Source organism: Acinetobacter sp. 789_lipA (assembly GCF_058242845.1).
This window is the reverse complement of sequence record NZ_JBZAYS010000001.1, coordinates 2,583,526-2,607,527: the sequence shown is the minus strand read 5'-3', so window position 1 is coordinate 2,607,527 and position 24,002 is coordinate 2,583,526. Positions and strand designations below refer to the sequence as shown.

The following is a 24,002-nucleotide window of genomic DNA, read 5'->3' as shown; positions in this document are numbered from 1 at the left end:
AGTCTGGTGTTTAGAACCTTAAAACTTCCATTGCACCGAGACAGATGCATTTAAAGGATCACCGGGTTGAATCCACATATCGCTATAGCTTGCAACATAGTACGTTTCGTCTAAGAGATTGTGCACATTGAACTGATAACGTAGCTGATCTGTTGGCGCATAATAAGCATTTAGATTCAACAAAGTATACTCAGGTAAGTTGAAACCGTTATCTGTACTGTGCCCACTACGTTTGCCCACATAGATTGCCGTTGCACCCAGCCCAACTTTGTCTGCATTGGCAAGGGTCCATTCATAGTTGCTACTGATAGAGCCGCTGTGCTTCGGCACATTGCTGAGTCGTGAACCTTTAGCAAGAATTTGGTCTTTTTCAACTTGGGCGTCTGTGTAGCTATAATTGGCACGTATAGAGAATTGATCATTGAGTTGTGTCTCTAGATCCAACTCTAGCCCCTTACTTGAGACTTCTCCAGCGGTGATTTGATAGTTACTATCTGCTGGATCTGTGGTTAAGACATTCTCTTTATCCATTTTAAAGAGGGCTAAACTCAGCAAACTCTGTGGGGTAATCTGATATTTCCCACCAATCTCATAGCTTTTGCCTTTTTCAGGGTTAAACACATCGCCGTTTCGGTCCATGCCACTGTTGAGTGCAAAGGATTCTCCATAGTTGGCATACCATGACCAACGATCATTCAGTCGATAGTTTAAACCCAAGCGTGGACTGGTTTGTTGTAAATCCTTTTTATTGGATGTATCTGTAAGTTTATTTTGAAAGTCTTGAGTGATGTGATCAAAGCGCGCACCAAACAGCACACTCCATTCATCATTGAGGAAAATTTGATCTTGTAGATTCAGTGCAAAATAGCGTTGCTGTTCTTCGGTGTTAATGAAAAGTGGAAGCTCGGGTAAGTATTGTCCATAAATAGGATCATAGATATCAATGCTATTTGGCACGCTACTGCTGTGGTTTCGACGCAGTTGTAATTGACGATACTTCATCTGCCCAAGTTCAGTGCTCAAAAGTACTTCATGACGGGCCCAGTCTTGTTGGATCGTCCCAAGAACTTCTGTTTGAAAGAGAAAGTCATCACTTTTATTGTCACGGTAGCGACGCTGGCGCTCTAATGTCTGCCCATCACTTTGAATACGACGAGGTTCACTGGAAAAGCCTTTGAGCTGAGTATCTTTCACACTGAGGGCATTATTCATTTTCCAGTCATCATTAAACTGATGTGCAAGTCGAAGCTGATAGAAATGATCTTTTTGAATATGATCTCCATCATCAGGTTCCCCTGTAAATGTTTTAGGATCCATCACAAATTGTTTTTGATAACTACTTACACCACGGTCGAAGGTTCCATCTTGTCGGGTAAATTCACTGTCAAAATCTAATTGAGTTGAATCTGAAATTTTCCATGTGAGTTGAGGGGAGAAAAACCAACGCTCACTCTGCACATGATCACGAAAACTTTGATTATCTTCATGTGCGACCGCAATACGATAAGCCACAGCATCACTGATTGGGGCAGTATGTTCAAAACTAGCACGGTATTTTTCTAAACTATTGGCACGTAAATTCACTTCTGAAGAACGTTCCCATTCAGGCTTTTTAGTGTTGATATTCAGTAGACCGCCAGCTTCCCCGCGGCCATAGAGCGCAGCCATTGGGCCTTTTAAAAAGTCGAGAGATTCTATATTCACCATATCTCGTGGAGCACTGAGTCCACGGTTGACACTCAGACCATTTCTGATGATTTGTGCCCCAATATTGGGGTCTGTACTAAAACCTCTAAATGAAAAGTTATCCCAAAAGCCGCCACCATAATTGGTTTGACTATAGACCCCGCTCACTTGCGTGAGTGCATCGTCAATACGTTGCACATCTTGTTGCTGAATTAACGCTTTGGATAACACACTTCGACTAAATGGCACGTCTAAAATGTCATGTGAAAACTTAGTCATTGCGGTGCTTTGTTGAAGGTTTTCACCCTCAGTTTCGGCTTGTAATTGGATGGTCTGGAGTACTTCTGTTGAAGTTTCGGCCCAAGTGAAAGAACTCAGCAGACTTAAATATATGCTTGAGGAAAAAAGAGAGAATTTATTCATCATGAAGGAGAGTAGGTTAGATTTTGTATTGTTATGTTATAACATTTTAATGAGTTTGTAGTTAAAAAATCACTCTAAAGTTGAAAAAATGGCTTAAAAAAATGAAATAAATCAACCTAATCTTTTAGGTTCCAATCTACAATACACTGCTTCAAGTCAGCTAAAGTCCCAATACCATATGCTGTATCAAATACGAATGAAGATATGGAACGCAGATCAACGTTATAATTTAAAAGCAAGCGGTTAAACTATAACCTCAATTTCAAAATCTACACACTCAAAGCTATCTCCCAATAATTTAAAAAAAAGCTGAGATATGTTGAATAATGTGCTTGTTCATTTTAAGAAAATTGTGAATACTCATGCCGCAAAATTCAGGCTGTAAATTTATCTTTTGGGGTTAGCAACGACAGTGAAAACGTATCCATTTTCTCGTTTACAAAAAGCATTATTGGCGGTTGGTTCATTTTCATGTCTAGGGCTGAACTCGGTATGGGTACATGCGGCAGAAGAGAGTGATGTGGAACAACTTGCAACCATTACAACCACTGCTCAGACTGAACAACTGGCTTATTATCAGCCCAAAGTTAATTTGTCTGGGTTTGGTCAGCAAAACCTTGCAGCCATTCCTGCATCTATTCACACTGTTACTGCTGAACTGATCGCAGATCAACATGCGAAAACACTGGGCGATGTGGTAAAGAACGATGCGTCCGTTGGGGATGGCTATGCACCCATTGGTTATTATGCCAACTTTGTGATGCGTGGATTTAGCTTAAATGCGGGATCAAGTTATTTACTGAACGGTAATTTGCTACGCGGTGAGCAAAATGTAGCGCTTGAAAATAAAGAGCAAGTTGAAATCCTAAAAGGCATGAGTGCGATTCAAAGTGGGATGTCAACGCCGGGCGGTGTGGTGAACTATGTGAGCAAACGCCCCAAAGATGTCCAATCTTTGACCCTTGATGCAGATAGTCATGGCGGTAGTCGTGTGGCGACTGACCTTGGTGGATGGTTTGGGGACAATCAACAGTTTGGTTATCGTGTGAATGCAGCTTATGAAGATATTCACCCCTATGTTGAACATGCTGATGGAAAACGTTTGTTTGGTTCCTTGGCTTTAGACTGGAAAATTTCAGATCGTTCAAAACTTGAATTTGATCTTGAATCACAGCGTCAAAAACAGCGTTCAGTACCGGGCTATCAGCTACTTGATGGTAAAACTGTACCGACAGGAGTGAAATGGGATCGTTTACTGGGCTATCAAAGCTGGAGCAAACCTATCACCAATGAAAGTCTAAATACGAGTTTAAAATACAGCTATCAAATCAATGATAACTGGAGCGGCAATCTGTCTGCTTCACAAAGTCGTGTGGTTGTAGATGATTACTCAGCCTTTGTTTGGGGGTGTTACAGCAGTGTGTGTCAAACTTCTGGTCTAGGTAATAGTTTTGACCAAAATGGGAACTATGACATTTATGACTTCCGCAGCCCAGATGATAGCTATTTAACCAATCAATTTAAAACAGGCTTAAACGGAAAGTTTAACACTGGAGCATGGCAACATAACCTGAGTTTAGAGCTATCCCATGCTTATAAACGCCATACTCAATATGATGCTATATACTTACCAGTAGTTAAGGACTCTGAATCTACAGGAAATATTTATGATGATCCTATTAGCTATACACCTACGGATAAAGCCTTAGGTAATCATTACAAATCTTTGGATAGTCAACAAACAGCCCTCAACCTGTTGGATCAAATCGAATTTAATGATGCATGGTCAGTTTTGCTGGGCGGTAAGCTTTTACATTTAAATGAAAGTGCCTATGCTGCGGATGGCAACAGTATCCGTGACACCGACTTTAATCGCTTCTTACCACAGTTCGCGTTGATGTATCAGCCTTGGCAGAACACTCATCTGTATGTTTCGTATGCAAAAGGAATCAGCGACGGCAGTCAAGCGCCTGCATATACAGATAATGCTTATGTTACCTTAGCACCAAGACGTTCAACTCAATATGAATTAGGTCTTAAACAGCAATGGCAAGAGCTACTGATTACTGCCGCGTTGTTTGACTTAACACAAGACCATCAATATACCAACTTAGACAACTACTATGTCACCGATGGTGAACAGCATAACCTAGGTTTGGAATTGGGCTTGCAAGGTCGCGTTGCGGAAAATCTGGATATGATATCGACTTTGGCTCTGACTCGTTCACGTTTGGAAGATGTACAAGTAGATGCTTATAAAGGGCATCAAACTCAAAACGTACCGACGGTTCGTTTTGCTAGTCATGTGTCTTATCAAATGCCTCAAGTAGAAGGTTTACGTCTACTCGCAGGTATGCAATACAGTAGTAGTAAATATGCTAACAAAACGGGTACGGTTAAAGTTTCAGGCTATACCGTATTCGATGCGGGTGCAGCCTATAACTTCCGTGCTTATGGTTATGACAATATGCTTCGTCTGAATGTTGATAATTTGTTCAATAAAAAATATTGGCGAGATGCAGGAAGCTTCTTCGGGGATGACTATTTATTTCTGGGCACACCACGTACAGCACAATTTTCATGGACTGTGAACTTCTAATAAATAGTTTTAAATAAAGGCATACAGGCAAACTTTAACTGTGTTGAGTGTGGCTTTAGCGAGAATGCGGATATAAACGCTTCTCGCAACATTTTAGCGGTAGGATGTACCGTTTTGTCTGTGGGAGGAAGATACATTAAAGGTCGACCTATGAAGTAGAAAACAAGCGAAATCCGTGAGGAAGTCACCTAAGAGCCTTTGCTTTTAGAATACCCCCACTTGAGCTAGTCGAAAGTGGGCGGAAATATCACCCATTCATAGTGATTGGATGATTGCATAGGTCAGATCATTCATGTTGTAGCTGCTTATTTGTATTTAAGATAAGAAATGTGATGGCCCAAAAATACAATTTCTACACCTATACAATCCGATCTTTTTCAAGTAATTTTATAATATGGTATGAAAAATGCTAAGAATAAAATGACTCAAAAAGGATGACCTATGAAAAAAACGATTTCAGCTTTGACACTCAGTTTAAGCCTATTACTCCCATGTGTAGCATTTGCCAAAAATAATGTTGTTGTTGTCGCTACTGGTGGAACGATTGCAGGTGCTGGTGCAAGCTCTACCAATAGTGCAACTTATACTGCGGCAAAAGTTCCTGTAGATGCATTACTAAATGCGGTTCCCCAGATCCAAAACATTGCCAATGTAACTGGTGTGCAGGCAATGCAAGTTGCATCAGAAAGTATTACGGATAAAGAATTATTATCTCTTGCACGTCAAGTCAATGACTTGCTTAAAAAGCCTGATGTGAACGGTGTCGTGATTACACATGGAACAGACACCTTAGAAGAAACAGCTTTCTTTTTAAATTTAGTGATTCATTCAGACAAGCCGATTGTATTGGTCGGGTCAATGCGTCCAAGTACTGCACTTTCTGCTGATGGCCCGTTGAACCTTTATAGCGCGGTTGCACTTGCGGCCGACGATAGTGCAAAAGGTAAAGGAACTTTTGTACTCATGAATGACGACATTTTTGCAGCACGAGATGTTTCAAAAACAATTAATATCCATACCAATGCATTTATGAGCCAATGGGGTGCACTCGGAACCTTAGTCGAAGGAAAACCATATTGGTTTAGAAATACAGCAAAACGTCATAATAAGAGCTCAGAATTTAATATTGAAAATATTAAAGGTGATAGCTTACCGCTGGTACAAATTGTTTATGGTTCAGGCAATATGTTGCCGGATGCATACACGGCTTATGCGAAAGCAGGGGCAAAAGCTATTATTCATGCAGGTACAGGGAATGGCTCGGTAGCCAATTATATTGTCCCAACATTAACTGACTTACAAAAACAAGGTGTGCAAATTATTCGTTCATCTCGCGTACCCCAAGGTTTTGTTCTTAGAAATGCAGAACAACCAGATGACAAATATGGTTGGGTCGTCGCACATGATCTTAACCCGCAAAAAGCTAAATTACTTGCTGCACTTGCTTTAACAAAAACAAAAGATGCAAAGGAAATCCAACGCATTTTTTGGGATTACTAAACCCAATAACTGTGAACTCGCATAGTAATGCTTTTCAGCTAAGCACCTTAAAAATTTAAGGTGCTTTTTTACCGTCTATAAATAGATTAAATTCATCGACTCTATATTGAATAAATATTTAACAAATCAACAGCAATCTATACTCACCATCCTTTTCAACTGGTGCTCTATGCACACAAGGTAAGACTTTTTGTGTAGGATGATCTACCTCCAAGCGCCAAAGATGTCCTAAGCCTAAATTCACAGGTTTTGCATTGGGTTTAGACTGATAATGTAAATCAAAAAAATACTCTTCCAGGAAAGTTTCAAATTCTGCTTCTGGGCCATCATGTAATTCTTTGAGTTTTTCCCTGATCTCGGGAATCAAGATCTTTTGTTCTACTTGATCATTGGGCACGATATCACTTGCAGCGCCGTGGTAGGTACATAAGAAAGTATCTGTTTCTATGGGTGAACGATCTATATGAAACGAATATACATCTGTTGAAATAAAGTCTAGCTCGTCATCACGTTCATAACATTTTAGTAAATTAAGTGTAGGGGATGCACCGAAATCAGTTAAGAGCTGAATATCACTTAAGAGAATATCCCTTGCTAAATTTCCTTGTTCTGAGAGTTGTAGCGCTAAAAGATCTTCAATAGAAACTTCTGTAATATTTTCTTTTAACTCAAGTTTAGCCACAATTTCTTTAAAATCACCAATCAAATCTCTATGCCAGCAAAGTGCATTCATTTTTCCTTGAAATTTGGAATTTACAAGTTCAGAGAAAGTAGAAACTACACTAATTTGGGCGTTGTCAGAAAACGGATTTTTCATAGCAGACTTAAATAATAAACCATACGCAATATTATACGCTTAGTATCAAAGAAAGAGAGCATCTTTAGGCTTCTTGCGAAAATCGAGTTGTGGTGAACATTTATTTACAATGGAAATTCCCTCTCCTTTAAAAGAAGAGGGCTAGGGAGAGGATTTACATGATAAATCTTCCTCATCTCAACTTTCTCTACGAAGACTGAATGAAAGCTCATCCCAACGTTGTATCGCTGTGTCCATCGCTTGCATTTTGACATGACCAAAACCACGTACATCTGCTGGTAATTGAGCGATTTGCTCAGCAACAGATAAGTCATAACTTTCAGGTGCAGAACTAATGGCTTTAACAAATGCGATATAACGATCACGCCAAGCATGTTCTTTTTGACGTTCTTGCTGCAAAGCAAATGGATCAAGAATAGTTTCTCTGAGCCATTGTAGGCGAGCAAGAATCATCATCGGAATACGCATCCAATATCCGAAAGCACGTTTGCGTATGGTGCCATGAGCACCCAAAGCTGGCGGTGCTAAGTGATAGGTTAAACGTAAACCTTGACCAAACTGGGTTTCAATCGATTGTTTAAAACTTTTTCCTGTGAGTAAGCGTGCAACTTCATATTCATCTTTATACGCCATGACCCTATAGAGCTGTGTCGCAATGGTTCCAGCGAGTTCTTCGGGTAATACTTTGGCAGCTTGTTCAGCAAGATTTCGATACTGCATTGCATAATCTTGATTCCAATACTCGACCAGACGCGCAGAACGATCATCCACTAATTCTACCAATGTAGTTGGTTTATTCATTGTTGGTATCGTTGCAACAATTCGTTTGGCTAAGTCAGGATCATTCATCAGATGACAACCGATACGGAAAGCTTCAAGGTTTTTTTCAGTAGCCGTACCATTTAAATGAATTGCCTTTTCAATACTTTCGCGTTTAAGCGGAATCTGGCCTGCTTGCCAAGCCATACCAAGTAAGATTTGATTTGCAAAGATTGCATCACCTAAAACCTGTGTGGCAATACGTGTTACAGGTAAAGATGTGAGTTTTCCTTGAGTCGTTCGGCCACGAAGTCGGTGAATCAAATCTGTAATTGGCGCATACCAATCACGAGATTGAAGGAAATCAGAGGTAGGGGAACTATCTTCATTGACGATGATAACAGCATCCGCTTTTAAGCGAGAAAGTGCTGCATTACTGCCTGCAACAATGGCATCCGCACCGATCAAAAGATCACATTGTCCCGCAGGGATTTTGGTTGCGGAGATTTGCTCATCTTCTGTAGCAAGTTGTATGTAGGAGTAAACCGTACCACCTTTTTGAGCCAGTCCAGCCATATCCATGATACGTGCAGCTTTACCTTCCAAATGAGCAGCCATTCCCAGTAAAGCGCCTGCAGTTACTACACCTGTACCGCCAACACCACCAACCATGATCCGAGTTGGCTGATGATCAAGTTCAGGAAGGATTGGTTTTTCTGGCCAGCCAGCTTCTATACCTTTGAATATTTCTGGACGTTTCATATCACGGGTATGGACTGTGACAAAACTTGGACAGAAACCATCTACACAAGAGAAGTCTTTGTTGCAGCTGCTTTGATTGATTTGACGTTTCGTTCCTAATGCAGTTTCAACAGGTTCAATTGATAAACAGTTCGATTGTTTAGAACAGTCACCGCAACCTTCACAAATCTCACTATTGATAAAAACTCGTTCTGCTACATCTGGGTAAGCATTGCGTTTACGACGGCGACGTTTTTCACTGGCACAGGTTTGAACATAAATTAACGCCGTAACCCCAGAAATCTCACGTAATTTGCGTTGGACATCATCTAATTCATTTCTGTGGTAAATCTCGACGTGAGACGCAATACCTTCTTCGGCATGAATCAGCTCAGGTTCATCCGTGACGATGACTTGTTTTGTGATGCCTTCAGCATCGAGTTGTCGTGTTAATTGTGCCACGCTCAGATGACCATCGACATGCTGTCCACCTGTCATTGCCACTGCATCGTTATAGAGAATTTTGTAGGTCATGTTGAGTTTTGCAGCGATCGCTTGGCGTATGGCAAGATAACCTGAATGGAAATAGGTTCCATCGCCTAGATTGGCAAAAATATGCTTTTCATTGGTGAAATGAGAAGCACCAGCCCAACTCACACCTTCACCACCCATTTGCGTGAACGTTTCTGTGCCATGATTTTGTAACACGGCAATATAATGACAACCGATCCCGCCCAGTGCACGACTGCCTTCGGGTAACTTAGTTGATGAGTTGTGAGGGCAGCCGCTACAAAAGAAAGGTTTACGTTCTGCAATATCCAGAACTCGCCATGATTCATGTTCTGCTTTTTGTAGCAACTCAACTCTATTTTCAATCTGTGTTTTTAAACTTTCTGGAAGATTTAATTTTAAGAATCGAGCTGCCAACATTTTTGCAATCGGTTCAGGTTGGAACTCATAGTGACCAATCAAAGGCGCTTCATTAATCGATGTACTCCATTCACCTTTTCCATCACTCGCCTTACCAATGATACGAGGTCGTTTGCCATCTGGAAGCGCATAGAGTTCATCTTTAATTTGAGCTTCAAGAATAGGGCGTTTTTCTTCTACAACAATCAGCTCTTCTAAACCTTCGGCAAATTCACGCAGACCTTGCGGTTCTAAAGGCCAAATTAAAGCAACTTGATATACTCTCAATCCGAGCTGTTGGGCCGTTTCACCTTCAATTCCGAGAATGCGTAAAGCCTCAATCGTATCTAAATAACCTTTACCACTTGCGGCAATACCAATACGCGCATCAGCACAATGCCATGTTACCTGATTCAGTTGATTTTCACGTGCATAAGCCAATACAGCAGGTAAGCGATATTGATAAAGGCGTTCTTCTTGTTGAATGCCGTGATCAGGCCAACGAATATTGACACCATCTTCAGGCATTTGAATATCTTTGGGTAAAACAGGAGTGACTCGATCTAAATCCACATGAACAGAAGCAGAGGTTTCGACAATTTCACTGACTAACTTCATCGACGTCCATACACCCGCAAAGCGTGACATGGCAACCGCATGTGCACCTAAATCAAGAATTTGCTGTATTGAGGTTGGGTAAAAAATAGGAATGCCACAACCGATCATCACGTGTTCAGACTGGTGTGGAATACTCGACGATTTACAAGAATGATCATCCCCAAAAAAGGCAACCACGCCGCCTCGTTGTGATGTTCCAGCAAGGTTGGCATGACGGAGAACATCTCCAGAACGATCCACACCAGGGCCTTTGCCATACCACCATGCGGTTACACCATCATATTTACCTTGACCTGCGAGATTGGCTTGTTGGGTACCCCAAATTGCAGTAGCAGCGAGATCTTCATTTACACCAGGTTGAAAAACCACATGATGGTCCTTGAGTATGCCTTCAACTTGCCAGAGAAAATTATCATAATTTCCGACAGGGGAACCACGATAACCAGAAATAAAACCAGCAGTATGATAACCGTTTAAAGTATCCCGCCGTGTTTGCGCAAGTGGTAAACGCACCATGGCCTGAATACCTGTCATGTAAGCAGTACCGTCATCACTGAGATATTTATCTTCAAGTGACACATCCTTGGTTGGAATTTTATTTGGGGTAAATTTTGTCGCTATATTCATTTATATCTCCTTTGAATTTTGTAGATCGAGCTACTTTCTTTTCTCAACATCCCGTTGAATATTTGGAGTAAATGACATACTCGAAAAAAGATTGATCAGTTCAACTTAAGACAATGAAACTGTTCAATGTATGTACATTAATGTCATTGTGGGTGATCCAGACTGGTGCAACAATGCGTAATTAAGAAAAACATATTTACGTTATGCGCAAAAATCTTGAGGGTGGATTACTGCATGCAATGCATGCTTTCCTAAAAGTCATTGATAGTGGCAGCTTTACGGCTGCCGCAGAGCAGATGGAACTGACAACAGCGCAAGTGTCTCGACTCATTAGCGAGTTAGAAGGGCGTCTAGGTACAAAATTACTACAACGATCGACCAGACAGCATGCGTTGACCGATATTGATGCAACTTATGCAGAGCAATGTCGTCAAGTACTCGCAATGGTGGAAGAGGCTGAAGCTCAAGCCATGGGAATGGCAAGCAAACCGCAGGGCAAGTTACGTGTTTTGAGTATGGCCAGTTTTGGTCATCATTATGTGTCTCCGATGCTGGCTGAGTTCTGTCAAACCTATCCCGAGCTTACGGTTGAATACCGTACTTCGCAGAATGTACCAGACCTTTTAGCCAAAGGAATTGATGTCAGTTTATATCTCACTGAATCTTTGGCCGACTCAAGATTTGTTGCTCGCCGAATTGGAACAATATTTTCATTACTTTGTGCATCACCAGCCTATTTAGAAAAATATGGCGAACCCAAATCATTAGATGACCTACAAAAACATGCATGTTTAAGATTGGTTAATCCATCGATTACACCGCAATGGCATCTAGTCAGTGAAAATAGTTGCTCGTATCAAATCGATATTACAGGCCAATTGATTGCAGATACACCAGAGCTATTACTGGACATGGTGCAACAAGACATGGGTATCGCATTACTTCCAACCTTTGCTGTAATTGAGGCTGTACGTACTGGGCGATTACGCCGTGTTTTAGCAGATTGGAGATCACCTGATATTGGTGTTTATACCTTGCTGCCGTCGCGTCATTTTATAGATGCTAAAACAAGAGCATGGTTAACCTGGGTTGAACAGCATGTTTCACCTAAAATTCAAAGTGATACAGACTATTTTTTATAATTCTAAATTCTCGATTCAAATCTTTAAGCAAAACATTAAATATAAAGTAGATTTACCACAAACTACAGTCCATAGATAAGATGCCAGTAAAGATTGATCAACAGAGACATTACAAAACTGGAAGCTATGACAGATCAAAGGGTGTTTTAACCAAGGCTGACTATGAGTACATGCGCGATCTACTGGAGACCGTGCTAGAACAACTGCAAAATTCAGAATTAGACAACGATAGAGAAATAGATCAGCTCAAACAGTTTTTTATCAAGTTAGATCATCACATTGATAGGTTGCGTGCGTAGATTTCGGCATAACGTATATTATGTTCATTAGCGTACTCGGCATTGTGAATATAATTTTACTGAGATTCACGATGTCGAGCTGTAGCACCAACTGCGTTGCGTAGGCCACAGCCTTTGGTATCGGATTTAACTTATGTTTACCTAAAATCTAGTTTATAAATTATTTTTACAATATATTTATTAATTTCAATATTTTGAATAAAAGTAATAGGAATTTATTAAAAATGAGTTCATGAACTCGTAGAATTTTTAAGTACATTTATATAAAAGGCTAAGTTCTCCCAGCAAAGAAATAGATGCCGTTTAGATAAAATTTTCAATCAAATAATCTTATTGTTGATATTTCTAGTCACATAGTCTATTTTCATTATATGAATTATTCTTCTTTACCCAAAAGACCACGTGGTCGACCAACCAAACACGGTTGTAACTATGCAGACACTAAAGAAGTTTTAATCCGCCGAGGTATCGAGTTACTGACCGAACGTGGAATGAATGCTATGAGCTTGGACGATCTCATGAAATCAGTCCAAGTTCCTAAAGGGTCTTTCTACCATTATTTTGTAAATAAAGAGGCTTTTATTTTAGAAGTCTTAGATGCTTATGAGCTTTATTTTGTGAAGCGATTGAATAAGTTTTTAAGTCAAACTGATCTTTCCCCACTAGAAAAGCTGCAAAATTTTGTAAAAGATGCGGGTGAAAAAATGCAAAAATATGATTTTAAACGAGGTTGTATTTTAGGTAACTTAGGACAAGAAGTGTCGTATTTGCCACAAGAAATCATTGCCCGAATCGAAAGTATCTTTAAGGTATGGGAGAAATTAGTTTCTGATTGCCTACATCAGTCAAATTCACAATATAGCCTAGCTGATTGCGATGAAGCTGCTTATCAGTTTTGGATTGGGTGGGAAGGTGCAGTTCTAAGAGCGCGTTTGGTCAAATCAACAAGTCCCTTAGATGCATTTTATCGCTTGTTTACTTTAGCTGTAAAACAACAAAATCACGTAAAAAGTTAATTAAAAAAATAAATGCAGACGTCTGTATTTATTTTTTTAATTAATTCTAGATAAGCAGTCTAATTAAATAGAGAGGAAGTTCTATGTACAAAGGTATTGTAATTACTAAAGATGAAGCAGGTTACACATCACAAATTACTGAGATTGCATCAAAGCCTTTACAAGAAGGAGAGGTTAGAGTCGAAGTCAAATATTCAACACTCAATTATAAAGATGCTTTAGCCATTACTGGGCGTTCACCAGTGGTGCGTAGTTTTCCTTTGACCCCAGGCATCGATTTTTCGGGTGTTGTGATTGAATCAAAACATCCAGCATGGAAAGAAAGAGATGAAGTTCTACTAAATGGTTGGGGAGTGGGTGAAAAGTATTTTGGAGGGCTAGCCGAGCAAGTCACTGTTTCTGGTGATTGGCTCATACAAAAACCTTCTGCTTTTTCTTTTAAAGATACGATGGTTATTGGTACAGCAGGTTATACCGCAATGTTATGTGTCATGGCTTTACAAAAGCATGGTATTAAACCAAGTGATGGAAAAATTTTAGTGACAGGTGCAAATGGTGGAGTAGGTAGTATTGCCATTATTATTTTGAATTATCTTGGTTATGAGATTACAGCTTCAACTGGTCGACCTCAAGAGTCAGAATATTTAACCTATCTAGGTGCGAGTGAAATTATTGATCGTATTGAATTATCTTCCCCAGGAAAGCCATTAAACAAAGAAGTTTGGGCTGGCGTGATTGATACTGTTGGAAGCCATACTTTAGCCAATGCATGTGCTAGTACAAAATATCGTGGTGCAGTTGCTGCGTGTGGTTTGGCAGGCGGAATGGATTTTCCAGCAACAGTTGCTCCATTTATTCTAAGAGGGATTACCTTATATGGAATTGATAGCGTGATGGCACCAATCGAATTAAGAAAAGAAGCATGGGAACGTTTGGCTACAGAATTAGATCAAACAAAATTAGAAACAGTAACGACTGAAATTCAGTTAACAGATGCTTTAAATATTTCAAATGAAATTTTAGATGGAAAAATTCGAGGTAGAGTTGTTGTACAGATATAGTTCAACAAAATGAGTTGTGGGACTGTTCTAAATTTTGTGTAAGTACTTAATTTTCATTTATCCTACTGAGGATAATAAAAAGAGGTACTTCACATGGATGAAGCTACAATCAAAAGTATGACAGCTGAATTAGCTAAAGGTTTAAAAACTCCTGAAGATTTAAACCAAATGACAGCCATATTTAAATGTATTAGTTTAGCAATGAATTGTTTTACGATTCAGTTCGATGATCGATTAAAAGATCATTTATAAAAAATGGGACTTACACAAAATAATTTACAGGCTCGTAGAAACATGAAAATACATTCTTTTGGTGAACACAATAACATTACTTTATCTAATAATTGTATTGAAGTTCGAGGTGCACGTGAGCATAACCTTAAGGATGTAGATGTTTCTATCCCAAGAAATGCACTTGTTGTTTTCTCAGGTGTATCGGGTTCAGGAAAATCATCACTTGCTTTTGGAACTATTTTTGCTGAAGCACAAAGAAGATATTTCGAATCTGTTGCACCTTATGCAAGACGCTTAATAGATCAGGCCGGAGTACCAGATGTTGATGCTATTGATGGTCTACCACCAGCAGTAGCATTGCAACAACAACGTGGTGCAAGTAATACCCGTTCTTCTGTTGGAAGTGTAACAACTTTATCAAGTCTCGTGCGAATGATTTATTCGCGTGCTGGTGCATATCCTGCCGATCAGCCAATGTTATATGCCGAGGACTTTTCACCGAACACTCCTCAAGGTGCTTGTCCTACCTGTCATGGTTTAGGTCACATTTATGAAGTTACAGAATCGACAATGGTTCCTGACCCGACACTCAGTATTCGTGAGAGAGCTATCGCATCATGGCCACCTGCTTGGCACGGGCAAAACTTACGCGATATCCTAGTAACCCTAGGGTATGATGTTGATCGACCATGGAAAGATTTACCGCAATCGGATCGAGATTGGATTTTATTTACTGAAGAAACCCCAACAGTTCCTGTCTATGCTGGTTTAAGCCCCGCTGAGACTCAATCTGCACTTAAACGTAAATTAGAACCTAGCTATATGGGCACTTTCACTGGTGCTCGTCGTTATGTTCTACATACTTTTGCTAATACCCAAAGTACGTTGATGAAAAAACGTGTTTCACGTTTTATGGAAGGAAAAATATGCCCTTCCTGCCATGGCAAACGACTTAAGCCAGAAGCCTTATCTATTACCTTTGCTGGAGTAGATATTGGTGAGTTTATGCAACTTTCTTTGGATAAATTAACTTGTCTGCTTGAACCTATAGTTCTTGGCGATTTCGACGCTCATGATGCTGGCGAAAGGATTAATAATAAAATAACTCAACTTGATAGAGCTGAACGAGCAACAACAGGTAGAGCAGTGCATTCTGTATCTCCAGATGTAAGACGTACGTCAGCACTTTCAGATGAAAAGAAAATTGCTGCCCAGCGTTTAGCAAGTGGTGTGATGGGCCGTTTAAATCAATTACGCCAGTTAGGCCTTGGTTATCTAACATTAGATAGAGCCACGCCAACTCTTTCAGCTGGAGAGTTGCAACGTTTGCGTTTAGCAACACAATTAAGTTCTATGCTATTTGGTGTAGTTTATGTACTGGATGAACCGTCTGCTGGATTACATCCTTCAGATAGTCAGTCATTATATGATTCTCTCGATAAATTAAGAGACGCTGGAAACTCCGTATTTGTTGTAGAGCATGATTTAGAGCTCATGCGTCGTGCTCAATGGTTAGTGGATGTTGGACCAGATGCAGGAGAGCAAGGTGGTAATATTTTATATAGTGGAGTACCTCAGGGTTTAAGTGAGATTTCAGCTTCACGTACTGCAAGTTATTTATTTAATAAAATCCCAGTTACTCAAAGTTATGGACGTACACCCTCTGGTTGGCTTGAACTTAACAATATTTACCGACATAACCTGCATAATGTTGATGCTCGTATACCTCTTGGTGTACTTACAGCAGTTACAGGTATTTCAGGTTCAGGTAAATCTAGTCTCGTTTCTCAAGCTTTACCCGAGTTAGTACTTTCATATTTAGGCAATGAATCTGAAACTGAAAACAATAATGAAAATAATCCTTTAAATGAAGGAATGTTGGTTACCGAGGTTACACAGGGTTCTCTGGCTGGTGATGTGGAGGCTATACAGCGTCTGGTACAGGTTGATCAAAAACCAATTGGCCGTACTCCACGTTCTAATCTGGCAACTTATACGGGTTTATTTGATCATGTTAGAAAGTTATTTGCTGGGACTCCTGAAGCTCGCCAAGCTCATTATGATGCTGGACGTTTTTCGTTTAATGTGGCTAAAGGGCGATGTGAAACTTGTGAAGGTGAAGGCTTTGTCAGTGTAGAATTATTGTTTATGCCAAGTGTATATGCCCCTTGTCCGACATGTCATGGTGCTCGATATAATGATGACACTCTGAAAATTCGCTGGAATGGACGTAATATTGCTGAAGTATTAGGAATGACCGTCAATGAAGCACGTGATTTTTTTGATGGAGAGGTCTCGATTGCTCGTTCACTACAATTATTAAAGGAAATTGGCCTTGGTTATTTACGTTTAGGGCAACCAGCGACTGAACTATCTGGTGGAGAAGCGCAACGTATTAAATTGGCGACCGAGCTGCAACGCAATCAGCGTGGAAATACACTGTATATACTTGATGAGCCAACTACAGGTTTGCATCCATCAGATGTAGATCGATTGTTAGTTCAATTGCAGCGATTAGTCGATGCGGGTAATACCGTGGTTATGATTGAGCATGATATGCGTGCCGTTGCACAAGCAGATTGGGTGATTGATGTGGGACCAGGTGCTGGAAATGCTGGTGGGAATATTGTTGTGGCAGGAACACCAAAACAAATAACAGAAAATCAAGATAGCCGTACTGCTCCATATTTAGTTAATGAGTTAGTGAGTCGTGATACTAAACGTTGATATTGCGAGTGAGTAGAATAAAGACTTAAATTAAAATCCTGTAAAATCAATCAGATATTTTTTATTTTAGGTGGTGTGTGCATGAAATCTAAAAGTTTTTTTCAACTAAGGGCTTTGTTGCACAACCCTATCTGTAACGTTTTTTTCAGCGATATAATTTTCAAATGAAGAAGCCTACACACAAAATCTACCGCACAACCAATTGGCCCGCATATAACCGAGCACTCATGAGTCGAGGAAATATTGCCATTTGGTTTGATCCTGCTACGCAATGATATGCTCCATCAAAAGGCAAACAAGGGCGAAATCAAATCTACTCCGACGCAGCCATCCAATGCTGCTTAATGATTAAATCTTTATTTCGTCTGTCTTTACGTATTGTCACTGGCTTTGTGCAAAGTCTGATTAAACTTTGCGGATTAAATTGGACACCACCAGATTACACCACGCTTTGTAGAAGACAAAAGCATATTGATATTGCAATCAGTTACCAAAAAAGTAGCGATGGGCTGCATCTACTCATGGACTCTACAGGGATGAAGTTTCTAGGTGAGGGCGAATGGAAACGCAAGAAACATGGACCTGAATATCGTCGCCAATGGCGTAAACTACATATTGGGGCGAATTCAAACATGAGGTGCGACAGTTTCAAAAGTCTTATGATAATCAATAAGCTGAGAAAATTTCTCTAATGGTGTAAGCCAATCTAACGCTTTTCTAGGACGAATATTCAGTGACATGGCAACTTGATTTAAATAATGCTGATCTGCCTGGTTTAAATCAATCCCTTTAGGTAAATATTGCCTAATTAAACCATTCATATTTTCGCATGTGCCTTTTTGCCAGGGTGAATGTGGGTCACAGAAATATACATCTATGCCTAAATCTTCTTCGAGTATTTTATGTTCTGACATCTCACGTCCACGGTCATAGGTCAACGTTTTACGCAGTTCTGCAGGTAAATATTTCAGAGCTTCAGTTAAAGCCTTGCGCACTGATTCTGCCTTTGCATCAGGTAATGTTGCCAAGATACAGAGCCGTGTATTTCGTTCAATAAGTGTTGCTATCGAACTTTTATTGTCTTTACCTTTAATTAAATCAGCTTCCCAATGACCCGGTATTTTTCTTTCTTGAACTTCGGCTGGGCGCTCATGAATAGTTTTAATATCCTGTAATATAGAATCTTTTTTAGGTTCACCGTTAGCTTTTCGCTTTTTATTTTCATGACGCAGACAGGATAATAAGTCTTTTTTCAACTCACCCTTGGGTAATGCTCGTATCGTTGAATAAATCGTTGTATGGCTTACATTCATTGTTTGATCCAAATCAGGAAATGTCTTTAAACGCTTTGCTATTTGCTGAGGAGACCATAAACAACGGATCGCTTCAACAATAAATTTCCAGAGGATTGAATCGATTTTGAGTTTTCTGTGACCACGTCTACGTCTAGCAAAAGTGTTATCAGAAGCATATTGAGCTTGATAAACGTCATTGATGCTATTTCTTTTAAGCTCACGATAGATCGTACTAGGATGTCTTTTAATAAGTTCAGCAAATTTTCTGGCTGAAAAGCCTTCTTTTCTTGACTCAAGCATTAATGCAGTACGATCTTCAAAGTTAAGATGATGGTATGACAATTTTATATACTCCATAAACCTTTTAAATTAATTAGGTGGTTTATGTCGCACTTCAAGTTTTACTCTGCCCTCAGGAAATCCTGTTTGATAACGCTAAAACGATCATGATTGAACGGGACGCCTATCAGGAGGGGCAGCAAAAATGGAATCCCAAACTGCTCGACTGCGCCAAGAAGTACAGCTTTCGTCCTCGCGTATGTAAGTCCTATCGTGCACAGACCAAAGGCAAAGTTGAACGCTTTAATGGATACCTCAAATCAAGCTTTATTGTGCCATTGAAAGCAAGCCTGAAGACTTCGGGTTTACTGTTAGATGTTGATGTTGCCAATGCCCACATTGGCTGGTGGCTGCATGAAACCGCCAATCAGCGGATTCATGCCACCACGCAAGAAAAACCGGCTGTTCGACTGCAACAGGAGCAGCAAAGATTTACGCCATTACCGCAATCAGATACGGGTTCTGGCACTATACCTGTTGCAGCGGCACAGCATGTAATGCCCTACGAGAGTTTGCCGCATCCGTTATCGGTATATGAGCAGTTGCTAGGAGTTTCCTGATGAATCTGCAATACGACCGTATAGAGCAGCTTTGCCAGAAGCTCAGTCTGCATACAATTGCGTCACAATGGTCTCATCATGCGCAACAAACATTAGGTCAGGATGGAAGTTATGCCGACTTTGTTGAAACCATGCTGATGCATGAATATGCTGCCAGGCAACAGCGCAGTCAGCAGGTACTGATGAAACTCTCAGGCCTGCCTCAAGTCAAAACCCTGGAAGGTTACGATTTTAATTATGGACTGGGTGCTCCCAAATCATAGGTGGTCGAGTTGTTCAAGCTGAGCTTTATCCCGAGAGCAGAAAATGTGGTGTTTCTTGGTGCTAGCGGTGTAGGGAAAACGCATTTATCCATGGCATTAGGCTATAAGGCCATCATGAACAATGTCAAAACCAAGTTTATTACCGCCGCCGATCTCATGCTGCAACTCAGTACAGCCTATCAGCAAGGTAAATTGAAAACTTATATGCAACGCGTGATACTCGCCCCGAAATTACTGATTATCGATGAAATTGGTTATTTACCCTTTGGACGTGAAGAAGCGAATCTATTCTTTAACGTGATTGCCAAGGGTTATGAAAAAGCCAGTACGATATTGACGAGTAACTTACCATTTAGCCAATGGTCCAAATCCTTTGCAGATGATGTCACGTTGACCGCTGCGATGTTAGATCGGTTATTGCATCACTGTCATGTGGTACAAATATCGGGTGAGAGTTATCGTTTGAAGATAAAAAAGAATAGGGATTCAACCTCAGGTTGAAACTTAATACGAAATCAAGGGGGTCAATTTTACTTTGCCATTTGTAAGGTAAAAGGGGGGGCAATTTTAGAATGCCGTTGACAACGGCAAAGCTGTAGTAATGGCATAGATACACCTTGCAGCGACAAACTAGGTGTCAAAGCTGGATAAGTGAATTACTAGACTTCACTGTATTTAGTTCTCAATTTTAAATTTTATTAAAGGAAGTATGAAAATCATACTTCCTTTTCAATCTGCTTCACAATAAAACTTTAGAGTTGAAGCAACAGATCAAATCTAAATCAGATTTGAAAAATAATTACGGTGGATACTGTCCTGTGGTAATAACTCTAATAAACGCTGTACCGCATCAATTCGGTCATGTGTTTGCCCAATAATTCTTAATAATTGATCGATATCCTTTATTTGATAGATCAACTGGCTTAAACGGGCATCAAAACAATGTCTCCAAGTGCTGAGTAAAGGGCTTTCTGATTTAGAGAGAAAGCTACCTTTATATAGCGAGAATGTACTGGAAATAAGATTTGCATTTAATGATTGTTCAGCACTTAAAAAATCACATTGGACTTCACAGCTAAGCCTATAAATCCGAGGCTCAATTGAATGAGGTAATAGGCTACGAAGTTGTGAAAGCTCAGCCTTTAGGGTTTTTAAGCTGACACTACGCTCACCATAAAGGGCATAGTGTAACTCTTCTAAACCAATGCCATGGGGGTGCAAAGCTAAAATGCAAAGTATTTCAATTTGACGGTGACTCAAGTTCAAGGTATGCCCATTAAATTGAACCCAAGGCGAGCCTAGCGCCTTAATGTATAAAAAATTCTGCTGTTCAAACTTTATGGCTCGTTGTATTAAATCCGCACAGCGTTCAACTGCAAGCAGCCCCAAAGGAGTATGTTTTTTATATTTTGTGGAAAGGTTAATAATGCCATGAAATTGCCCTGATGTCGGATCCCAGATCGGCGCGGCATAACAAACCCAATCTCGAACACTGTCCATTTGGTTTTCATGAGAATAGACACAACTTGATATTTGGCTGTTTAAAGTCATACCTATCGCATTGGTCCCAACAGCCTGTGTAGACCAATGCCCACCCTCAATAAAATGAACCTGTTCGGCAGAAGAAAGCATTACAGAACTACTCCATGTCCATAAGAGAGTACCTTGATGATCTGTGAGACCAATCGCCATATCTGAATCATCAGCTATTTTGAGTAAGTCGGCATAATTATGTTGGATAGAGCGGCGAAATAAAGAAGTTTTATCTTCTGGAGGTAAGGCTAAAACAGGAGCGGCATGAACAGTATGTTGATTAATTAAATGGGTTGTTTGCAGATTTTTTGCAGATGCGGTATTGAACAGGTTCATATCATATTCCTTTATGATCAGACTGTAATATTTTTAAATTTTAGAAATGAGTTTCCAAATTTATAGTCATTTACGTCATTTCTTCTTGCTTCAATTTTAAATGCTTTTATCTTTGCTTGGTTAAATCATATCTTTTGGCTTTACCAGTCCTTGAGTTACTTTAAAAGTGTTCTTATGAGCTGAAAATGGCTATTTCCATCTGAAATGTTAATAAACGTAAATAGGATGAAAATTCATTCGCTCATGTAAGGGCTAGGCACAGCTTCACCATGATACTGACGGTCTGCAAAATAACTTGATCGTACTAATGGCGCACTCCAAATATTTTTAAACGCTAAGCGCTCTCCATGTGTTTGATAATGCTTAAACTCTTGCAACGTAACAAAACGATGAATTGGCGCATGAGATTTAGATGGCTGTAAGTATTGACCGATTGTGACATAGTCCACTTGATAATCTTTCAAATCATTTAATAACACAATAACCTCAGCCTCGACTTCTCCTAAACCGACCATCAAACCACATTTCGTTGGAATTTCAGAACAATAGTGTTTAAATTTTTTGAGTAAATCCAATGAGTGCTTATAGTCAGCGCCTGGTCGCATGGCTTTATACAGACGTGGAACGGTTTCAATATTATGATTAAAAACATCGGGTGGGTTTTGGCTCAGAATCTTCAGGGCAATATCTGCACGACCACGAAAATCAGGAACCAAAATTTCTATCAGAGTTTCTGGACTGGTTTGACGAATTTCTCGAATGCAATCTGCAAAATGCTGTGCGCCACCATCTTTTAAGTCGTCTCGATCAACAGAAGTAATCACGACATACTTTAAGTTTAGATTCTTGACTGTTTCAGCCAGATGCTTTGGCTCATTAGGATCTAGGATATTAGGACGACCATGTGCGACATCACAGAATGGACAGCGGCGAGTACAAATATCTCCCATGATCATAAACGTTGCAGTCCCTCCGCTAAAGCATTGTGGCAAATTAGGGCAGGCCGCTTCTTCACAAACCGTATGTAGTTTCTGTTGTCGTAATAAATCCTTAATGATTTGAACTTCCTCAGGTTGACTAATTTTAGTCCGAATCCATTCTGGCTTTTTCGGTGTCGTTTCTGTTGGAACAACTTTAATTGGAATACGCGCCATTTTTTCAGCGCCACGTAGCTTTTTTCCAGTTAACACTGTGTTATTTAAATCCATTACAAACACTCCATCATTTAAAATAATTAATATAGATCCCGATATTAAATAAGCTCTTTTAGGTGCTTTAATAATATTAAAACAGTGCAAAAAACTTATCATATAAAATAAAGGTTGGTTAAAGGTTTGTTTTCATATGTGATTGAACCATTGTAAAATTTTAAAAAATTTTTAAGTTCATAACCTTCTGTTTTTAATATTTTTCCCATCTCTTAATGCATTATATTTTTTTAGTCTAATATGAAATTAAATAAAAATATATTTATATAAATATACGGTTTAAAAATCCAACCATTAATTTTTGGATTTTCTTTTAAGCGTAGTTAATAAGGAACAAAGATATGCAATTAACGGAAGAGCAATTGCTAGCAGCATACAAAAGAATGCGCGACATTCGTGAATTTGAGGATCGACTTCACGATGAAAATAATACAGGTGATATTCCCGGTTTCATCCATTTATATAGCGGTGAGGAAGCTATTGCCGTAGGGATCTGTGAAAATTTAACAGACAAGGACTTCATTACATCAACGCATCGTGGTCATGGACATTGTATTGCTAAGGGCTGTGACATTCACGCCATGATGTTAGAAATTTTTGGCAAAGATGATGGTTTGTGTCGTGGTAAAGGCGGCTCAATGCACATTGCGGACTTAGATAAAGGCATGCTCGGTGCAAACGGTATTGTGGGTGGTGGTCCACCTTTGGCTATTGGGGCAGCTTTAAGTGCTAAAACACTGAAAAATGGTGGGATTGGTCTATCATTTACCGGTGATGGCGGGTCAAATCAGGGCTTAACTTTTGAAGCCATTAATATGGCTGTCGTGTTAAAGCTCCCTGTCATTTTTGTTTTTGAAAATAACGGTTTTGGTGAAGGTACTGCACATGACTATGCCGTAGGCAGTAAAGACATTGCAGGTCGAGCGGCAGGTTTTGGCTTACCTGCTGAAAAAGTAGATGGAACAGACTTTTTTGCTGTGTATGAAGTTGCACAAAAAGCCATTGAACGTGCCCGCTGTGGTGAAGGTCCGAGTGTGATTGAAACGGTAACCAACCGTTTTTATGGACATTTTGAAGGTGATCCGGGGCTTATTCGTTCCAAAGAAGAACTGGATTATGTCAAAGAACATAAAGACCCATTGAAAATATTCCGTGAAAAAGTCAAGGATAAAATTGACGAAGCCAAACTGGATGCGATTGATGCCCAGTCTAAATCCAATGTAGACGATGCCGTTGCAAAAGCACGCGCAGCTAAGTACCCAGAAGTCTCTCAGTTACTTACTGATGTTTACGTCTCTTACTAAAGGAAT

14 protein-coding genes and 4 pseudogenes are annotated in these 24,002 nt (G+C 39.8%); 12 read left to right on the top strand and 6 right to left on the bottom strand.

The window, feature by feature from the left end; genetic code table 11:
* Window positions 1-18: 18 nt before the first annotated feature.
* On the bottom strand, window positions 19-2,112 hold the full coding sequence (locus AC4CUZ_RS12650) for a TonB-dependent siderophore receptor (RefSeq protein ID WP_490747673.1): 2,094 nt from the start codon (window positions 2,110-2,112) through the stop codon (window positions 19-21).
* 409 nt (window positions 2,113-2,521) lie between these two features.
* On the opposite strand from AC4CUZ_RS12650, the gene AC4CUZ_RS12645 reads away from it, so the two are divergent.
* The 3 genes and pseudogenes from AC4CUZ_RS12645 (at window position 2,522) to AC4CUZ_RS12635 (ending at window position 6,208) form a co-directional block, all read left to right on the top strand.
* Window positions 2,522-4,708, top strand: coding sequence for a TonB-dependent siderophore receptor (locus AC4CUZ_RS12645; RefSeq protein WP_490747672.1), 2,187 nt, complete (start codon window positions 2,522-2,524; stop codon window positions 4,706-4,708).
* A 12-nt stretch (window positions 4,709-4,720) separates the two neighbouring features.
* Window positions 4,721-4,867, top strand: a pseudogene (locus AC4CUZ_RS12640) (zinc ribbon domain-containing protein); the annotation flags it as partial.
* A gap of 282 nt (window positions 4,868-5,149) precedes the next feature.
* The gene (locus tag AC4CUZ_RS12635; RefSeq protein WP_201703322.1) at window positions 5,150-6,208 is read left to right on the top strand and encodes an asparaginase; all 1,059 of its coding nucleotides are present in this window, start codon (window positions 5,150-5,152) and stop codon (window positions 6,206-6,208) included.
* A gap of 118 nt (window positions 6,209-6,326) precedes the next feature.
* Here the strand turns inward: AC4CUZ_RS12635 and AC4CUZ_RS12630 are convergent, their stop codons facing one another.
* Both AC4CUZ_RS12630 and AC4CUZ_RS12625 read right to left on the bottom strand, forming a co-directional pair.
* Window positions 6,327-7,025 carry a DUF1826 domain-containing protein gene (locus AC4CUZ_RS12630; protein ID WP_279692705.1) on the bottom strand — a complete coding sequence of 233 codons (699 nt, stop codon included), beginning with the start codon at window positions 7,023-7,025 and terminating at the stop codon, window positions 6,327-6,329.
* A 177-nt stretch (window positions 7,026-7,202) separates the two neighbouring features.
* Entirely contained in the window at window positions 7,203-10,679 is a 3,477-nt protein-coding gene (locus AC4CUZ_RS12625; protein ID WP_419380739.1) for an indolepyruvate ferredoxin oxidoreductase family protein, read from the bottom strand.
* A 203-nt stretch (window positions 10,680-10,882) separates the two neighbouring features.
* Here AC4CUZ_RS12625 and AC4CUZ_RS12620 point away from each other — a divergent pair, with 203 nt between their 5' ends.
* The 6 genes and pseudogenes from AC4CUZ_RS12620 to AC4CUZ_RS12595 all read left to right on the top strand — a co-directional run.
* Complete coding sequence (locus tag AC4CUZ_RS12620) at window positions 10,883-11,821, top strand: LysR family transcriptional regulator (protein WP_490747671.1); 939 nt, start codon at window positions 10,883-10,885, stop codon at window positions 11,819-11,821.
* 670 nt (window positions 11,822-12,491) lie between these two features.
* Window positions 12,492-13,136, top strand: a complete 645-nt coding sequence (acuR, locus tag AC4CUZ_RS12615) for an acrylate utilization transcriptional regulator AcuR (RefSeq protein ID WP_078389310.1) — start codon at window positions 12,492-12,494, stop codon at window positions 13,134-13,136.
* 83 nt (window positions 13,137-13,219) lie between these two features.
* A complete protein-coding gene (gene acuI / locus AC4CUZ_RS12610) occupies window positions 13,220-14,197 on the top strand; it encodes an acrylyl-CoA reductase (NADPH) (RefSeq protein WP_078389309.1) in 978 nt (325 codons plus the stop codon).
* Between the two features lie 93 nt (window positions 14,198-14,290).
* On the top strand, window positions 14,291-14,449 hold the full coding sequence (locus tag AC4CUZ_RS12605) for a hypothetical protein (RefSeq protein WP_004979619.1): 159 nt from the start codon (window positions 14,291-14,293) through the stop codon (window positions 14,447-14,449).
* A gap of 42 nt (window positions 14,450-14,491) precedes the next feature.
* A complete protein-coding gene (locus tag AC4CUZ_RS12600) occupies window positions 14,492-17,158 on the top strand; it encodes an excinuclease ABC subunit UvrA (protein WP_287166405.1) in 2,667 nt (888 codons plus the stop codon).
* 164 nt (window positions 17,159-17,322) lie between these two features.
* Window positions 17,323-17,787, top strand: a pseudogene (locus AC4CUZ_RS12595) (IS5 family transposase); the annotation flags it as partial.
* Here AC4CUZ_RS12595 and AC4CUZ_RS12590 read toward each other — a convergent pair.
* Window positions 17,785-18,810, bottom strand: a complete 1,026-nt coding sequence (locus AC4CUZ_RS12590; RefSeq protein WP_490747670.1) for an IS30-like element ISAba125 family transposase — start codon at window positions 18,808-18,810, stop codon at window positions 17,785-17,787. The pseudogene AC4CUZ_RS12595 and the gene AC4CUZ_RS12590 sit on opposite strands and share 3 nt — an antisense overlap.
* A gap of 53 nt (window positions 18,811-18,863) precedes the next feature.
* On the opposite strand from AC4CUZ_RS12590, the pseudogene AC4CUZ_RS12585 reads away from it, so the two are divergent.
* Together AC4CUZ_RS12585 and istB are read left to right on the top strand one after the other, a co-directional pair.
* A pseudogene (locus tag AC4CUZ_RS12585) lies at window positions 18,864-19,352 on the top strand (DDE-type integrase/transposase/recombinase); the annotation flags it as partial.
* Window positions 19,352-20,123, top strand: a pseudogene (istB, locus tag AC4CUZ_RS12580) (IS21-like element helper ATPase IstB). The pseudogenes AC4CUZ_RS12585 and istB, both read left to right, overlap by 1 nt.
* A 269-nt stretch (window positions 20,124-20,392) precedes the next feature.
* Here the strand turns inward: istB and AC4CUZ_RS12575 are convergent.
* The gene (locus AC4CUZ_RS12575) at window positions 20,393-21,484 is read right to left on the bottom strand and encodes a sigma-54-dependent transcriptional regulator family protein (RefSeq protein ID WP_004979611.1); all 1,092 of its coding nucleotides are present in this window, start codon (window positions 21,482-21,484) and stop codon (window positions 20,393-20,395) included.
* A gap of 233 nt (window positions 21,485-21,717) precedes the next feature.
* Window positions 21,718-22,692 (bottom strand): lipoyl synthase, encoded by a 975-nt coding sequence (gene lipA, locus AC4CUZ_RS12570; protein WP_004979608.1) that lies wholly within the window; start codon window positions 22,690-22,692, stop codon window positions 21,718-21,720.
* A 341-nt stretch (window positions 22,693-23,033) separates the two neighbouring features.
* On the opposite strand from lipA, the gene AC4CUZ_RS12565 reads away from it, so the two are divergent.
* On the top strand, window positions 23,034-23,996 hold the full coding sequence (locus tag AC4CUZ_RS12565) for a thiamine pyrophosphate-dependent dehydrogenase E1 component subunit alpha (protein WP_114837087.1): 963 nt from the start codon (window positions 23,034-23,036) through the stop codon (window positions 23,994-23,996).
* Window positions 23,997-24,002 lie beyond the last annotated feature (6 nt).

Bases quoted from the DNA above. Each gene is read 5' to 3' on its own strand.
- AC4CUZ_RS12590 (WP_490747670.1), bottom strand. From the start codon at position 18,810: ATGGAGTATATAAAATTGTCATACCATCATCTTAACTTTGAAGATCGT.
- AC4CUZ_RS12600 (WP_287166405.1), top strand. From the start codon at position 14,492: ATGAAAATACATTCTTTTGGTGAACACAATAACATTACTTTATCTAAT.
- AC4CUZ_RS12650 (WP_490747673.1), bottom strand. From the start codon at position 2,112: ATGATGAATAAATTCTCTCTTTTTTCCTCAAGCATATATTTAAGTCTG.
- acuI (WP_078389309.1), top strand. From the start codon at position 13,220: ATGTACAAAGGTATTGTAATTACTAAAGATGAAGCAGGTTACACATCA.
- lipA (WP_004979608.1), bottom strand. From the start codon at position 22,692: ATGGATTTAAATAACACAGTGTTAACTGGAAAAAAGCTACGTGGCGCT.
- AC4CUZ_RS12575 (WP_004979611.1), bottom strand. From the start codon at position 21,484: ATGAACCTGTTCAATACCGCATCTGCAAAAAATCTGCAAACAACCCAT.
- acuR (WP_078389310.1), top strand. From the start codon at position 12,492: ATGAATTATTCTTCTTTACCCAAAAGACCACGTGGTCGACCAACCAAA.
- AC4CUZ_RS12630 (WP_279692705.1), bottom strand. From the start codon at position 7,025: ATGAAAAATCCGTTTTCTGACAACGCCCAAATTAGTGTAGTTTCTACT.
- AC4CUZ_RS12635 (WP_201703322.1), top strand. From the start codon at position 5,150: ATGAAAAAAACGATTTCAGCTTTGACACTCAGTTTAAGCCTATTACTC.
- AC4CUZ_RS12625 (WP_419380739.1), bottom strand. From the start codon at position 10,679: ATGAATATAGCGACAAAATTTACCCCAAATAAAATTCCAACCAAGGAT.
- AC4CUZ_RS12605 (WP_004979619.1), top strand. From the start codon at position 14,291: ATGGATGAAGCTACAATCAAAAGTATGACAGCTGAATTAGCTAAAGGT.
- AC4CUZ_RS12620 (WP_490747671.1), top strand. From the start codon at position 10,883: ATGCGCAAAAATCTTGAGGGTGGATTACTGCATGCAATGCATGCTTTC.
- AC4CUZ_RS12565 (WP_114837087.1), top strand. From the start codon at position 23,034: ATGCAATTAACGGAAGAGCAATTGCTAGCAGCATACAAAAGAATGCGC.